Below are 15,505 nucleotides of genomic sequence, written 5' to 3' on the forward strand. Positions count from 1 at the left end.
AGCCATTCCATCGAGTGACCGATGCCCCATCCGGCTGACGGGGGCCGGGGCCCCAACTAGGGTGCGGCGAAAGCGTTCCGGCACTTGGCCCACCGGCATTGCGATGTCGGTGGCGGGTGCCACAGTGGGGGAGTGAGCAACGCCAGGACATCCGCCGGCACGGGCTGCGACACAGCCCGGGCGGGGCGGACCGTAGGGGGTGAGGTCCGGTCGTGACCGGTATGGGTGTGGAGGTGGGCGCGCAGTCTGCGCGCTCCCAGGCTCTCGCCGTGCTGCGTATCCGCAGCAGGGCGCTGGCCGTCGCCCTGCTGCCCGCGGCCGTCGCCGTGGTGCTGCTGGCCGGCGGCTCCACCGGCCACATCACCGGCCCGGGCTGGGACACCACCCGCTGGATAGTGACCGCCCTCGCCGTCCTGGTTCTCCTCGCCGCCGCGGGCATCGCGCTCGTCGTCGCCCGCGCCCGGCCGGCCATGAGCCCCACGATCGCCATCGCCGAGGAATCGGCGCCCGACCTCTACCGCATGGTCCGCGACCTGGCCGACCGTCTCGACGTCCCGGCCCCTTCGGCGATAGCGCTCACCCCGGACTGCGACAGCTGGCTGGAGGACCGCACCCACCTGGCGCACGGCCGCCCGCCGCCCGGCGACAGGGACGAAACGGAAGGCCTGCAAGGCCTGCGCGGCGTACGCGGGCTGTCTGCGCGCCCGCGCCGGGCCCCCTCCGCCCCCGTCCTCGTCATCGGCTCCCCCTTCCTGTGGTGGATGCGCGTCGGGGAACTGCGCGCGGTCCTGGCCCCGGTCGTCGCCGGTACGGGCCCGTCGGCGCACCCCGACATAGCCGCGGCCCGTCGTTTCGTACGGGGCCTGGACGCGGCCGTGGCCGTGACCTCGGCGCCCACGCGCGGTCCGCTGACCCGCACGGTGCTGGGCGGCGCCGGCTGGGTGACCCGCCTCCTGCTGCGCAGCTGCCGGGGCCACGCGGCCGAAATGGAGCGAGGTGTGGCAGCTGCCGCGGCCGAGCGTGCACAGGCTGTGGACTACGGCCTGCGGATCGTCGCGCAGGAACAGGTGGGACTGGCGTACGCGGGCTGGGACCGGCTCCTGACCCGTGTCGCGCTGCCCGCGTGGCGGATGGGCCGCTGGCCGTCCCGGCTGGACGCGGGTGTCGTCGCGGCCCTCACCGAGCTGTCCCGCCGCGACCGCCTCGCCGAGGGCTTCACCTCACGGCTGGGCGAGCGCCCCGCCTGCGACCTGCTCGAAGAGCCCGGCACGGTGGACGAGGCGGCCTCGCTCCTCGCCGCCCGCCTCTTCCACGGCGGTCCCGCCGAGCCCGGGCCCGACTGGGCACCCGTGGACTGGCTGGAGTACCCGGACGAGGTCGTCGACCGTAAATGGCGTGCCGACGCGGCGCGCCTCCACCGGGTCCTCGACGCGCTGGGTGTACGGCACTCCACGGATCCGGCGGCGCCGGGCTCGGGTGGTCCCACGCTGGCGCGGGTGTTGGACCACCTGATGGCGTCGCCGGACGACGACAGGCACGTACCGGGTCCGGACTCGGACTTGGATGCCGGTGCGCTTGCCACCAACCGCGGGGGTGCGTACGAGGAGATGGGCATAGGCCTGGACGAGGACGACGCGGAACTCGTCCTCGGGAACGAGCGGACGGCTGCCCTTGCGGCGGGGCTCAGTGCGGAGCTGGCGCGTGAGGAGGCGGCGGCACCGGACCTGGCGTCGGCGTCGACCGGGGGCGCGGAGCCGGGGCCCGACCGGGCTCTCTGGGACGACGGGCTGCTTCCCCTCTTCCCGCTTCAGCCGCCGCGGAGTGGGCGGGAGCTGCTGGCCGACCATGTGACGGCCATGGTGTGCTGCGCTGCGATGGACACGGCGGGGGCCGCGCCGGGGCTCGACTGGCTCGACGGCCCGTCCCTCCTCGTCGACGGCGTACGTGCCGCCGATCTGGCCCCCCGAGTCCTCACCCTCGTCGAATCCGGCGACCCCACCCCCCTCCGCGACTGGCTCCGCCACCTCGGCGTCCGCCCAGAGAAACCGGTCCGCCTGGTCTGACAGCGACCGCCAACGCACGTGGGCCAAGCGTTTTTCGCCCCCTCCGCCCCTACCCAACCCTTACTCCTGGAGGCTCCGCCCCCAGACCCCCGCTCGCCCGAACGGCTCGTCCTCAAACGCCGGACGGGCTGAAAGATCTCCCCCGGCCCGGGGCTGAAATGCGCAGCCCCCACGGGTGGGTGGGGGATCGGGACGGCACTACCTCGTCCTCAAACGCTGGACGGGCTGAAAGATCTGTCCCCCGGCCGGGCTGAAAAGCGCGGCCCCCGCGGGTGGGTGGGGGATCGGGACGGCAGCACTACCTCGCCGTCAAACGGCGGACGGGCTGAAACCCCAGCCCCGACGGGTGGGTGGGGGATCGGGATGGCACCACCTCGCCCCCAAACGGCCGACCGGCCGGAGGATCCCCACCCGGACTGAAGAGCGCGGCCCCCACGGGTGGGCGGGGGATCGGGATAGCGCTATCTCGCCCTCAGCCGGCGGACGGGCCGGACGGTGCGCGCAGCCCCCACCCATGCGCGCGGGATCGGGACGGTGCTGCGGGAGGGTCGTCCCCCGGCCGCCCACGCGCCCGCAGCCACATACGCACGGGAGGGGCCGGGGGCCGGTACATCAAATGCCCGTCGCGTACGTTCGCGTCACCGGACGCTTCCCTGCTCGGCCAAGGTCTGATCCGTCGGCGACGGGCGGATGTACCGGCCCCCGGCCCCGACCCCCCACCCACCCAACCGCAGGCGACACGGCACCCCAGGCGGAGCCCCCCGTTCCACTCCCGCCAATTCGCGACGAACGGTGACGATGTGCGTGCGTAATGTGATGTGCTGGGACCGATCGCGCACACGGCAAGGGCTTACAAGGACGACGGGGGCAACAGGGAGGGGAGCAGGCATGGGGTCGGAGCAGATTCGCCGCTGGGAGTCGGGAGCACTCGCCCACGCCGTCACGGACCCCTTCGGGCAGGGCCCCGTCCCCTGGCTCCGCGGTGATGAGCAGTACTTCGACGACACCGGCCACGTCGTCCCCTGGTACATCGACCACGCCCCCGGCGCCACCCAGCTCCACGACACCGGACGCGATCGCAAGGCAGCCACCAAGGGAGCCATCCCCCACCCCCGAGCCGGAGGCCCCCGCTCCGCCGACGACGTCCACCGCCAGATCAAGGGTTTCACCTCCACCGGCGCGGCCGCCCCCGGCGAGGCCATCGACTTCCACATCACGGTGGACCCGCCGCAGGAATTCAGCGTCGACATCTACCGCATCGGCCACTACGGCGGCGACGGCGCGTCGAAGATCACCACCAGCCCCCGCCTCTCCGGCATCGTCCAGCCCCCGCCGCTAACCGCCGACCGCACCGTCTCCTGCCACCACTGGTGGCTCTCCTGGCGCCTGCAGATCCCGAGCTACTGGAACATCGGCGCGTACGTCGCCGTACTCACCACCGTCGACGGCTACCGCTCCCACGTCCCCTTCACGGTCCGCGACGACCACCCCGCCGACTTGCTCCTGCTGCTCCCCGACATCACTTGGCAGGCGTACAACCTCTACCCGGAGGACGGCCACACGGGGGCCAGCCTCTACCACGCCTGGGACGAGAACGGCCGACTGCTCGGCGAGGCCGACGCCGCGACGACGGTCTCCTTCGACCGCCCGTACGCGGGCGCGGGCCTCCCCCTCCACGTGGGCCACGCCTACGATTTCATCCGCTGGGCCGAGCGCTACGGCTACGACCTCGCCTACGCCGACGCCCGCGACCTGCACGCCGGCCGGGTCGACCCCACCCGCTACCGGGGCCTGGTCTTCCCGGGCCACGACGAGTACTGGTCGCCGACAATGCGCCGCACCACGGAGCTCGCCCGCGAGCACGGCACCTCGCTCGTCTTCCTCTCCGCCAACACCATGTACTGGCAAGTGGAGTTGGGCCCGTCCCCGTCCGGCGTCGCCGACCGCCTGCTCACCTGCCTCAAGCGCAGGGGGCCCGGAAAACCGGCCCTGTGGCGTGAAATCGACCGCCCGGAACAGCAACTCATCGGCATCCAGTACGCGGGCAGAGTCCCCGACCCCCACCCCCTTGTCGTCCGCAACGCCGACCACTGGCTCTGGGAGGCGACCGGCGCGCACGAGGGCGACGAGCTCACCGGCATGGTCGCGGGCGAGGCCGACCGCTACTTCCCGCGCACCCCGCTCCCCGAGCACCAGGGCCGCATCCTCCTGGCCCACTCCCCGTACGCCGACAGCGAGGGCACCCTCCGCCACCAGGAGACCTCCCTCTACCGCGCCCCGTCCGGCGCCCTGGTCTTCGCCTCCGGAACCTTCGCCTGGTCCCCGGCCCTGGACCGCCCCGGCCACGTGGACCCCCGCATCCAGCGAGCCACGGCGAACCTCCTGGACCGCATCTGCAAACACGACTGACACCACGACGGCAGCCCGACCGCACCACGACCACAGCACCACTGAAACCGCCCCACCCGCACCGCACGCCCCACCCACCAGGCACCCCTGGCCAAAGCCACTCCCCGCATACGGGAGAATCGAGCCAATTGGACAGAACCACGGGGAGGAACCGTGTCCGGATTCGTTGAAAAGCCCGAGCCGCTCCAGGTTCCGGGTCTGGTGCATCTGCACACCGGCAAGGTGCGTGACCTGTACCAGAACGAGGCGGGCGACCTCGTGATGGTCGCCAGCGACCGCATCTCCGCATTCGACTGGGTGCTGCCCACCGAGATCCCCGACAAGGGCCGCACACTCACCCAGCTCTCTCTGTGGTGGTTCGACCAGCTCGCCGACCTGGTCCCCAACCACGTGCTGAGCACCGAACTCCCGAAGGGCGCCCCCGCCGACTGGGAGGGCCGCACCCTGATCTGCAAGTCGCTCCGCATGACCCCGGTCGAGTGCGTCGCCCGCGGCTACCTCACCGGCTCGGGCCTCGCCGAGTACAAGCAGACCCGCACGGTCTGCGGCCTCGCCCTCCCCGAGGGCCTGACCGACGGTTCCGAACTCCCCGCGCCGATCTTCACGCCCGCCACCAAGGCCGAGGTCGGCGAGCACGACGAGAACGTGTCGTACGAGGAGGTCGCCCGCCAGGTCGGCGCCGAGACCGCGGCACAGCTGAGGCAGACGACCCTCGCCGTCTACAGCCGCGCCCGCGACATCGCCCGCGACCGGGGGATCATCCTGGCGGACACCAAGTTCGAGTTCGGCTTCGAGGGCGAGAACCTGATCCTCGCCGACGAGGTGCTGACCCCGGACTCGTCCCGCTTCTGGCCGGCCGAGCAGTGGGAACCGGGCCACGCGCAGCCGTCGTACGACAAGCAGTTCGTGCGCGACTGGCTGACCTCCGCGGAGTCCGGCTGGGACCGGGCGAGCGAGCAGCCCCCGCCCGCGCTGCCGCAGCACATCGTGGATGTGACCCGCGCCAAGTACATCGAGGCGTACGAGCGCCTGACGGGTACGAGCTGGTCGTAGCGCACGACAAAGGCCCCGGTCGATGACCGGGGCCTTTGTCTTCTCTGGAGCGGACGACCAGGTTCGAACTGGCGACCTCAACCTTGGCAAGGTTGCGCTCTACCAACTGAGCTACGTCCGCGCTGCGCCGTGGCGCGAGAGCAACTATACCCAACCTCGCTCCCGAGCGAGACGCACCGCCGTGTGACGGTTCTCGGCCCCGAGTTTGGTCGCGGCGGACGACAGATAGTTCCGTACGGTCCCCTGGGACAGCGCGGCCCGTTCGGCGATCTCCGCGACGGGCGCCCCGTCGGCGGCGAATTCGAGCACCTCGGCCTCGCGCGCGGTCAGCGGAGAATCCCCGGCGGAGATCGCGTCGGCGGCCAACTCCGGGTCCACATAACGGTTTCCCGCGTGTACCGTACGAATGATCTCCGCGAGCCGCTGCGCGCTGACCGTCTTGGGGACGAACCCGCGCACACCCGCCGCAAGCGCCCGCTTCAGATGCCCGGGCCGCCCGTGACTCGTCACGATCAGCACCTGGCAACCGGGCAGTTCGGCCCGCAGCGATGTGGCCACCCTCACACCGTCGGCCCCCGGCATCTGAAGATCCAGCACGGCGACATCAGGCACGTGCGCCCGCGCCATCGCCAGCGCCTCGGGCCCGGTCGCCGCCTCGGCCACCACGACCAGGTCGTCCTCAAGACCGAGCAGCGCGGCAAGCGCTCCCCGGATCAGATGTTCGTCATCGGCGAGCAGGAGACGTACGGGAGAAGCGGCAGGTCTCATGAAGTGACCTCACTCACCGGAGCCGGAGCCGGAGCCGGAGCCGGAAGCCGCCGCGACTCAGAGTCACGTTCCGAAAGGTCCGCCCCAGGTGTCTCAGGTGCCCCAGACGTCACCGATGCCACAGGCAACGGCACCTCCGCACTCAACCGGAACAAACCACCCCCGACAGCCCCCGCCCGCAGCACCCCGCCCACCTCCCTCAGCCGCTCCCGCAGCCCCACAAGCCCGGACCCCGGCTCCCCGTCCGATCCTCCACCCGACTCACCGACCGGCACCCCATCGTTCTCCACACTCAGCGTCACCCGCCCCTCCGCCACCCGCACCGACACCGAGCACCGCCCCGCGTCCCCATGCCGCAGCACGTTCGTCGCCGCCTCCCGTACGACCCAGCCGAGCGCCGACTGGACCTGCGCGGGCAACCCGGTCACCGGGCCGCTGACCTCACAGTCGATGCCGGCGGCTGTCAACACACCCTGTGCGCCCGCGAGTTCGGTGGCCAGGTCGGCCTCCCGGTAGCCGCGTACGACCTCGCGCACCTCCCGCTGCGACTCCTGCGCGATGCGCTGCACCTCGATCATCTGCTCCACGGCCTCGGGCCGTCCGCGCCGCGCCAACTGGACGGCGAGCTCGCTCTTCAGGGCGATCACCGCGAGGTTGCGGCCCATCACGTCGTGCAGGTCGCGCCCGAATCGGAGCCGTTCCTCGGCGACGGCGAGGCGGGCCCGGGTCTCGCGGGCCTCGTCGAGTGCGTAGACGGTGTTGAGCAGCCACAGGGAGACGACGGAGGTGGACACGAGGACCCCGGCCATGAACAATTCCGCTCCTCCCGCGCCCAGCGCGGCGTACGCGGGGACCCCCACCAGGAACACCACGCCCGCGACACCGACCGCGGCGCCCGCGGCCAGGGCGAACGCGCGCCGCCAGTCGCGGATACCGAGGGCGATGGCCCCGACGCCGAACGCCGGCACCGTCACGGACAGCACGGCCGCCGCGGACTCGGCGTCCGCACCGCCGGGACCGTGCTCCGTGAGGACCGCCCCGCCGACCGCGATCAGCACGGTGATGGTGCCCAGTGCCCACAGCAGACGTACCGGCTGATCACGCGTACCCCGAGTCCAGTCGAGCGCCCGGGACGCGGTCACGGCGTAGAGCACACCGTGGACGCACACCGCCAGCAGCGCCCAGCCCCCGAAGCGCGACCCCAGCTGGCCGATCGCCGGAAGCCCGATGGTGGCGATCTCGATCACGGCGAAGAAGTGGAACGACCACCGGGTGTACGTCTCGACCTTCGCCGGCGTGCTCTTCCCCCGCCACCAGACCCCAGGTGTCCGCATACTCCCGCCCCCGCTGTCTCTCACCGCCGCGGCTCCCACCGGAACCACCGTCCTACAGCAAACACCGCGACGACGGTCCAGGCCACCGCCGTGGCGAAGGCGCCCAGGGCTTCGTACGCGGAGAGGTCACCGGTCCAGCCGCCGCGTATCAGCGTGATCACCGGGGTCAGCGGCAGCAGTTCGCAGGCCCAGGCCACCTTGTCGGGCATGAACTCGAGGGGGATGAAGGTGCCCGATCCGACCAGGGAGACCAGCACCAGCGGCATGGCGGCCACCTGGGCGCCCTCCACGCTCTTGCTGAAGATCGCGGTGAGCGCAGCGAGCGGTGGCCACATCGCCAGGCCCAACAGCAGTCCCAGGACGGCGAGTTGAGGTGCCTGCGGCGTCCCGACGTCCAGGAGTACAGCGCACGCGGCCGTCAGGACCAGGCACTGCGCGAGCCCTATCGCCACCGACGGAAGGGCGGCCCCCGCGAGGATCTCCGCGTCCCGCAGCTCCCCGGTGCGCAGCCGCTTGAGGACGAGCTCCTCGCGCCGGGCCGCGTACACGCTGACCAGCGAGCTGTAGACCGCGAAGAGGAGCGAGAAGCCGATGGCCGAGGGCAGGATGACCGAGCCCACTGAGAGCCCCGCGCTCTTCAGATCCATCTGCTCGACCGTCGAGCTGAGACTGAACGGCATCACCAGCGGCACGAACAGCGCGGCGAAGAGCGTCGCCTTCGTGCGCCCCAGGAGTGTGAGTTCGGCGCGCGCGAGGGCGGCCATCCGCCCCACCGCCGTGGTGGTCGCTTCCTTACCGGTCGTACTCGTCACAGCCACCGCGCTCACGCCACCGTCTCCTTGTCCCTACGGGCGGCCTCCGACGCGGCCGCCTCCTCCCGCGCGATCCGCAGGAACGCCTCCTCCAGCGAGGCGGACCGCACATCGAGCCCCCGCAGCTCGATCCCGGTCCGTTCGGCCCACAACAGCAGTGCGGTGGCGGCCCGTTGCAGCTCGTGCGTGCGCAGCCGGACGGTACGTCCCTCCACCTCGTGCCCGGTGATGCCGAGCGAGGCGAGCGGGGGCAGATCCCCCAGGAAGTAGCCGTCGGGAAGTTCGAAGGCGATCCGGGACGGCTGGGAGGCGGTCACCTGGGCCGGGGTGCCGGTGGCGGCGATGCGTCCCTCGTGGAGGATCGCGAGCCGGTCGGCCAGTTCCTCCGCCTCTTCCAGGTAGTGGGTGGTCAGCAGCACCGTCGTACCTCCGTCGCGCAGCTCCCGTACCAACTCCCAGGTGCTCCGGCGTCCTTCGGCGTCGAGTCCGGTCGTCGGCTCGTCGAGGAAGAGGACCTCGGGCCGGCCGAGGAGTGCGAGTGCCAGGTCCAGGCGCCGCTTCTCGCCCCCGGACAACTGCTTCACCCGTACGCCGGACCGTCGCGTGAGCCCGACCATGTCCAGGGCCTCCGCCGTGGGGCGCGCTCCGCTGGTGCAGCCCGCCCACATCCGTACGGTCTCCGCGACCGTCAGCTCGGAGGGGAAACCGCCCTCCTGAAGCATCACGCCGATCCGGGGCCGTACGACCGCCCGCTCCTCGTACGGATCGTGCCCGAGGACCCGCACCCGCCCGTCTGCCGGGGGTGCGAGGCCTTCGAGGAGCTCGACCGTGCTGGTCTTGCCGGCCCCGTTCGTCCCCAGCAGCGCGAAGAGCTCACCGTGGCCCACGGAGAACGTGATTCCGCGCACCGCCTCGAAGTCGCCCCCGTACACACGCCGCAGATCCGTGACCTCGATCACGTCATCGCGCTCGTTGTGCTCATTCGTCTTCATGGATTCAGCGTCCCCGCGGAGGGCCCCCGGCAGCAGTGCGCGGTGTCATCACTCCGCATGACATATGTCAGAAGCCACTACCGAGCGGAGGAGGCACGACAAAGGCCCCGGTCGATGACCGGGGCCTTTGTTTTCTCTGGAGCGGACGACCAGGTTCGAACTGGCGACCTCAACCTTGGCAAGGTTGCGCTCTACCAACTGAGCTACGTCCGCATTGCCTCCGACGGGCTCTCACCGATCGGCGCGAGCACCACCTTACCTGATCCAAATGGATGCCCGGTAAGGGATGCAGAGCGGGTGACAGGAATTGCACACTGCGCCTTCCCCCTGGAAGGGGGATGTTCTGCTACTGAACTACACCCGCGTGACCCCGTGAGGTTCGGCTTTGCGGCCTCGCCCCTCGGCGTGCTCCAGACTCTAGCTGACCAGCGGGGGGTCAGCGCAAGTCGACTCTTCCCAGGGGCGGATGACCGGCCGGGCCGAGAGCTCGGCCGGTCCGCGGGCCCCCGGTTTCAGTGAGCCCCGACCTCGGTCCCACTGAGCCGCGGCTCCGGCTCAGTGCGCCTCGGCGAACGCCTCGTACACCTTCTTGGGGATGCGTCCGCGCGGCGGCACGTCCAGCTTGTTGGAGCGGGCCCAGGCGCGGACGGCCGCGGGGTCGGGGGTCAACGCGGTGTGCGTGTACGCCTTCCCGGACCTCGATTGCTTGCGGCCGGCCTCCAGGTAGGGCTCAAGCACCTTACGCAGTTTCTTGGCATTGGCTGGATTCAGGTCGATCTCGTACGACTTGCCGTCCAGTCCGAAGGCGATCGTCTCCGCCGCTTCTGAGCCGTCGATGTCGTCAGAGAGAGTGACCACGACACGCTGCGCCACGAATATCGGTCCCTTCGTGCGGCACCTCTGCGATCAACCGTCATGACGTGCGAAGACGTCACGGAGTTGTCGGCGAGATGTCGACTGTCCGGCTGTTATTGGGCAAAGTATCGGCTATTGCCATTTCCTTTGTACAGTGCCCGGCATTGCATTGTGAAGCCCGACTAAATCCTTCCGCGTGTCAGGACGCAATGGGGTCCCGCCGTTCTTCTGCGGTTTTTCCCAGGATTTTCAGTGGAGGCCCCCGCGTCGATGCGAGATCGTGATCGGGGTCACGTAGGATTCTACGAATCTACGCGAGTAGAAATTTTGTGCGGGTAGTCTGAAGCGACCTGCTCAGCACCACACACCGGGAGTGCCAGTGGCACGCGTCGTAGTCGACGTCATGCTCAAGCCGGAGATCCTCGACCCCCAGGGCCAGGCGGTGCAGCGTGCACTGCCGCGTCTCGGTTTCGACGGTGTCTCCGACGTACGTCAGGGAAAGCGATTCGAACTGGAAGTGGACGGACCGGTGGACGACGCCGCGCTCGCCCGCATCCATGAACTCGCTGAATCCTTCCTCGCCAACACCGTGATCGAGGACTTCACCGTCAAGGTCGAGGAAGTCGCGGAGGCGGGAAAGTGACCGCTCGTATTGGAGTCGTCACCTTTCCCGGCAGCCTGGACGACCGGGACACGCAGCGCGCGATCCGGCTCGCCGGTGCCGAACCCGTCGCCCTCTGGCACAAGGACAAGGACCTGAAGCAGGTCGACGCCGTGGTGCTGCCCGGCGGTTTCTCGTACGGCGACTATCTGCGGGCCGGCGCGATCTCGCGCTTCTCGCCGGTGATGGAGACCGTCATCGAGCAGGCGAAGTCCGGAATGCCGGTTCTCGGCATCTGCAACGGCTTCCAGGTCCTCACCGAGGCGCACCTCCTGCCGGGCGCGATGCTCGGCAACAACCACCTGCACTTCATCTGCCGTGACCAGAAGCTGCGGGTGGAGAACGCGGAGACCTCCTGGACCGCCGACTACGAAGCCGGCCAGGAGATCCACATCCCGCTGAAGAACATGGACGGGCGGTACGTCGCCGACGAGCACACGCTCGATGAGCTGGAGGCGGAGGGCCGGGTCGTCTTCCGGTACGTCGACTTCAACCCGAACGGCTCGCTGCGCGACATCGCCGGCATCACGAACGCCGCCGGGAACGTCGTAGGCCTCATGCCGCACCCGGAGCACGCCGTCGAGCCCCTCGTCGGGACCGGCCGCACCGACGGCCTCCCCTTCTTCACCTCGATCCTCAAGAAGCTGGTCAACGCATGAGCCGCACGCCTCTGGACACGGTCGAGAACGCGGCCGCGACCCCCGACGTCGAGCTGCCCTGGGCCGAACTGGGCCTGAAGAAGGACGAGTACGAGCGGGTCGTGGAGATCCTCGGCCGCCGGCCCACCGGTGCCGAGCTCGCCATGTACTCGGTCATGTGGTCCGAGCACTGCAGCTACAAGTCCTCGAAGGTCCACCTCCGCCAGTTCGGCGAGAAGGCGCCCCAGTCCGATGCGCTGCTCGTGGGCATCGGCGAGAACGCCGGCGTCGTCGACGTCGGCCAGGGCTACGCCGTCACCTTCAAGGTCGAGTCGCACAACCACCCCTCGTACGTGGAGCCCTACCAGGGCGCGGCCACGGGCGTCGGCGGCATCGTGCGCGACATCATCGCGATGGGCGCCCGCCCGGTCGCGGTCGTCGACCCGCTCCGCTTCGGTGCGGCCGACCACCCCGACACCAAGCGCGTCCTGCCGGGCGTCGTCGCCGGTATCGGCGGCTACGGCAACTGCCTGGGCCTGCCGAACATCGGCGGCGAGGTCGTCTTCGACGCCTGCTACCAGGGCAACCCGCTGGTCAACGCCGGTGCCATCGGCGTCATGCGGCACGAGGACATCCACCTGGCGAAGGCGTCCGGCACGGGCAACAAGGTCATCCTGTACGGGGCTCGCACGGGCGGCGACGGCATCGGCGGCGCCTCGATCCTCGCGTCGGAGACCTTCGACGACGCCAAGCCGAGCAAGCGTCCGGCGGTTCAGGTCGGCGACCCCTTCCAGGAGAAGCTGCTCATCGAGTGCACGCTCGAGGCCTTCGCCGAGAAGCTGGTCGTCGGTATCCAGGACCTCGGTGCGGCCGGACTGTCCTGTGCCACCAGCGAGTTGGCGTCCAACGGCTCCGGCGGCATGCTCGTGACGCTGGACGACGTACCGCTGCGCGACTCGACTCTCTCGCCCGAGGAAATCCTCATGAGCGAGTCGCAGGAGCGCATGTGCGCGGTCGTCGAGCCGGCGAAGGTCGAACGGTTCCTGGAGATCTGCGACAAGTGGGACGTCATCGCCACGGTGATCGGTGAGGTCACCGACGGCGACCGTCTGGAGATCTACTGGCACGGCGGCAAGATCGTCGACGTCGACCCGCGCACGGTCGCGCACGACGGCCCGGTCTACGAGCGCCCGTACGCCCGTCCGGAGTGGCAGGACGCCCTCCAGGCGGACGACGCCAACAAGCTTCCGCGCCCGGCCACTTCAGAAGAGCTGAAGGACCAGGTTCTCCAGCTCGTCGCCTCGCCCAACCAGGCCTCCAAGTCCTGGATCACCTCCCAGTACGACCACTTCGTGCAGGGCAACACGGTGTTGGCGCAGCCCGAGGACTCGGGCATGATCCGCATCGACGAGGAGACCGGGCTCGGCGTCGCCATCGCCACGGACGGCAACGGCCGCTACGCGAAGCTCGACCCGTACGCGGGCGCGCAGCTCGCGCTCTCCGAGGCGTACCGCAATGTCGCGACGACCGGCGCCAAGCCGCTCGCCGTCTCCGACTGCCTGAACTTCGGCTCGCCCGAGGATCCGGCGGTGATGTGGCAGTTCGCGGAGGCCATCCGCGGACTTGCCGACGCCTGCCAGCAGTTGGGCACCCCGGTGACCGGCGGCAACGTCTCGCTCTACAACCAGACGGGCGATGTGGCCATCCACCCGACGCCGGTGGTCGCCGTCCTCGGCGTCATCGACGATGTGGCCCGCCGCACCCCGGTCGCCTTCCAGGAGGAAGGGCAGCTGCTCTACCTCCTCGGCGACACCCGCGAGGAGTTCGGCGGTTCGGCCTGGTCGCAGGTCGTCCACGACCACCTGGGGGGCCTGCCCCCGAAGGTCGACCTGGAGCGTGAGCGCCTCCTCGCCGAGATCCTGATCTCCGCCTCCCGCGACGGCATGATCGACTCCGCGCACGACCTGTCCGACGGCGGTCTGATCCAGGCCGTGGTCGAGTCCGCGCTGCTCGGCGACAAGGGTGCGCGGCTGGTCGTGCCCGACGGCCTCGACGCCTTCACCTTCCTGTTCTCGGAGTCGGCGGGCCGCGCGGTCGTCGCGATCCCGCGCTCGGAGGAGCTCCGCTTCAACGACATGTGCGGGGCGCGGGGGCTGCCCGTCACCCGCATCGGTGTCGTCGACGGAGACGCAGTGGAGGTCCAGGGCGAGTTCACCCTCCCCCTGACCGAACTGCGCACCGCGCACGAGGCGACGATCCCGGCGCTGCTGGCGTAAATCCCCTCGGCCATACGGGGCTTCGGCCATACGGGGCTTCGGCTCTACGGAGCTTCGGCCGTACGGCGTTGAAGGCCCCGTCCGTTTCCACGGGCGGGGCCTTCGCTGTTCACGTCCTGGTTCACGTCCCGACGGCGACGGGCCGCGCTCCCTCCGATGTCGCCTGCTCCGGGCGGGACTTGGGCAGCAGCAGCCCCAACAGCACGCACACCGCCATCAGTCCCGCCCCGCACAGGAACACCGTGTCCATCGCGGAGACGTAGGCCGAGATCCCCGCCACCCGCTCCGCCCCCGTCAGCGAGGCCAGCGCGTCGGTGCCGCCGCCCGGACCGTCGTACAGGCGCGTGATGAGCGTGCCGAAGAGCGCCGCGCCCAACGCCGTGCCGAGGGTCTGGAAGAACCGGATGGAGGTGGTGACGACGCCCAACTGGTGGGCGGGGGACGCCTCCTGGACGAGTTGGATGAGCTGGCCGAGGAGCATGCCGAAGCCGAGGCCGACGAGGAGCATGTCGGCGCGCAGCAGCCACAGGGAGGTGTGGGTGCCGAGGGTGGACAGGAGCAGGAAGGCGACCGTGGCGACGGCCGAGCCGCCGATGGTGAACGTCCGCTCCGCCCAGCCCCGTTCGGCCAGCTTCGCGGAGACGATGCCGACGGCCGTCATCCCGAACGCCATGGGGAGCAGGTACAGCCCGGCGGACGAACTCGCGACGCCCCGCGCCACCTGCAGATAGACCATCACGTAGTACATGGAGCCGACCATCGCCGCGCCCATCAGGCCCTGGATCGCGAAGCCCCAGCGCAGTTCCGGGACACGGAACATGGACAGCGGCAGGATCGGTTCGGCGGCGGTGACCTGGCGCCACAGGAACAGGCCGAGGGCGGCCGCCGACAGCACGGCCAGGCCCGCGATCTGCGGTGACGACCAGGCGTACTGCTTGCCGCCCCACTCGGTCACCAGCAACAGCGAGGTGGAGAAGGTGGCGGCGAGCCCCGCACCGGGGAAGTCGATGCGGTGGCCGCCCCAACCACCGTTGGGCCGGGGGAGCTTGAGGACGAGGGCGCCGAGGGCCAGGACGGCGAGGCCGAGTGGCAGGTTGATGTAGAAGATCCAGCGCCAGCTCGCGTGGTCGGCGAGGACACCGCCGATCCACGGGCCGACCGCCATGCCACCGCCGGCGATGATCCCGCCCATGCCCGCGCCCTTGGCGTCCTTTTCGCCCGGTCCTCTGAGCTGGGCGATCACGACCATCGTCACGCTCATCAGGCCGCCGGCGCCGATGCCCTGCACGGCCCGCGCGGCGATCAACTGGCCGATCGACTGGGCCGCCCCGCACAACGCCGAGCCGAGGATGAAGGTGCCGACGGCTCCCAGGAACACCCGCTTGGCGCCGAGGACGTCGCACAGCTTGCCGTACAGCGGCAGCACCGCGGCCGACGCCAGCGAGAACGCGCTGATCAGCCAAGGGATCTTGTCGATGCCGTGCCCCGGATCGAGGTCGCGGACGATCGGGACGGTGGCCGCGGACACGATCTGCATGTCCAGGACGGCCAGGACGATCGTGACGAGGCAGACGAGGAAGCCGATCTTTCGCTGGGTTTCGGTCATGGGCAACACCATGAACGAGAAATATGTACCGAGTCAAT

The 15,505-nt window shown here is 70.3% G+C and carries 12 protein-coding genes and 3 tRNA genes; 6 read left to right on the forward strand and 9 right to left on the reverse strand.

Going from position 1 to position 15,505, the window contains the following annotated elements:
* Nucleotides 1-221: 221 nt before the first annotated feature.
* The 3 genes from OG246_RS10075 to OG246_RS10085 all read left to right on the forward strand — a co-directional run bounded on the left by OG246_RS10075 (nt 222) and on the right by OG246_RS10085 (nt 5,525).
* Nucleotides 222-2,063, forward strand: coding sequence for a hypothetical protein (locus OG246_RS10075; protein WP_266464038.1), 1,842 nt, complete (start codon nt 222-224; stop codon nt 2,061-2,063).
* 888 nt (nt 2,064-2,951) lie between these two features.
* Complete coding sequence (locus tag OG246_RS10080; protein ID WP_266458983.1) at nt 2,952-4,472, forward strand: N,N-dimethylformamidase beta subunit family domain-containing protein; 1,521 nt, start codon at nt 2,952-2,954, stop codon at nt 4,470-4,472.
* Nucleotides 4,473-4,625: 153 nt separating this feature from the next.
* Nucleotides 4,626-5,525 carry a phosphoribosylaminoimidazolesuccinocarboxamide synthase gene (locus OG246_RS10085; RefSeq protein WP_266458986.1) on the forward strand — a complete coding sequence of 300 codons (900 nt, stop codon included), beginning with the start codon at nt 4,626-4,628 and terminating at the stop codon, nt 5,523-5,525.
* 45 nt (nt 5,526-5,570) lie between these two features.
* On the opposite strand, the gene OG246_RS10090 is transcribed toward OG246_RS10085, so the two are convergent.
* From OG246_RS10090 to OG246_RS10125, 8 genes are all read right to left on the reverse strand, one after another.
* A tRNA-Gly gene (locus tag OG246_RS10090) sits at nt 5,571-5,646 on the reverse strand.
* A gap of 23 nt (nt 5,647-5,669) precedes the next feature.
* Entirely contained in the window at nt 5,670-6,293 is a 624-nt protein-coding gene (locus tag OG246_RS10095) for a response regulator transcription factor (RefSeq protein WP_266458989.1), read from the reverse strand.
* Entirely contained in the window at nt 6,290-7,627 is a 1,338-nt protein-coding gene (locus OG246_RS10100) for a sensor histidine kinase (protein ID WP_266458991.1), read from the reverse strand. The genes OG246_RS10095 and OG246_RS10100 overlap by 4 nt, the downstream gene beginning before the upstream one ends.
* A gap of 20 nt (nt 7,628-7,647) precedes the next feature.
* Nucleotides 7,648-8,391, reverse strand: a complete 744-nt coding sequence (locus OG246_RS10105) for an ABC transporter permease (RefSeq protein ID WP_266464041.1) — start codon at nt 8,389-8,391, stop codon at nt 7,648-7,650.
* Between the two features lie 59 nt (nt 8,392-8,450).
* Nucleotides 8,451-9,431: an ABC transporter ATP-binding protein gene (locus OG246_RS10110; protein WP_266458994.1), complete on the reverse strand. Its 981-nt coding sequence runs from the start codon at nt 9,429-9,431 to the stop codon at nt 8,451-8,453.
* Nucleotides 9,432-9,568: 137 nt separating this feature from the next.
* Nucleotides 9,569-9,644 (reverse strand) — tRNA-Gly (locus OG246_RS10115).
* 79 nt (nt 9,645-9,723) lie between these two features.
* Nucleotides 9,724-9,795 (reverse strand) — tRNA-Gly (locus OG246_RS10120).
* A 191-nt stretch (nt 9,796-9,986) separates the two neighbouring features.
* A complete protein-coding gene (locus OG246_RS10125; protein WP_266458997.1) occupies nt 9,987-10,304 on the reverse strand; it encodes an Lsr2 family protein in 318 nt (105 codons plus the stop codon).
* Between the two features lie 361 nt (nt 10,305-10,665).
* Here OG246_RS10125 and purS point away from each other — a divergent pair, with 361 nt between their 5' ends.
* Genes purS through purL form a run of 3 tightly spaced genes read left to right on the forward strand, consistent with a single transcriptional unit; the run spans nt 10,666 to nt 13,861 of the window.
* On the forward strand, nt 10,666-10,929 hold the full coding sequence (gene purS / locus OG246_RS10130; protein ID WP_060898438.1) for a phosphoribosylformylglycinamidine synthase subunit PurS: 264 nt from the start codon (nt 10,666-10,668) through the stop codon (nt 10,927-10,929).
* Nucleotides 10,926-11,606, forward strand: a complete 681-nt coding sequence (purQ, locus tag OG246_RS10135) for a phosphoribosylformylglycinamidine synthase subunit PurQ (RefSeq protein ID WP_266459003.1) — start codon at nt 10,926-10,928, stop codon at nt 11,604-11,606. Before purS ends, purQ begins: the two co-directional genes overlap by 4 nt.
* On the forward strand, nt 11,603-13,861 hold the full coding sequence (purL, locus tag OG246_RS10140) for a phosphoribosylformylglycinamidine synthase subunit PurL (protein ID WP_266459005.1): 2,259 nt from the start codon (nt 11,603-11,605) through the stop codon (nt 13,859-13,861). The genes purQ and purL overlap by 4 nt, the downstream gene beginning before the upstream one ends.
* Before the next feature lie 121 nt (nt 13,862-13,982).
* Here purL and OG246_RS10145 read toward each other — a convergent pair whose 3' ends face one another.
* Nucleotides 13,983-15,467: an MFS transporter gene (locus tag OG246_RS10145; RefSeq protein ID WP_266459008.1), complete on the reverse strand. Its 1,485-nt coding sequence runs from the start codon at nt 15,465-15,467 to the stop codon at nt 13,983-13,985.
* Nucleotides 15,468-15,505 lie beyond the last annotated feature (38 nt).

The sequence above is a fragment of the Streptomyces sp. NBC_00620 genome (assembly GCF_026341825.1).
Classification (GTDB): Bacteria; Actinomycetota; Actinomycetes; order Streptomycetales; family Streptomycetaceae; genus Streptomyces.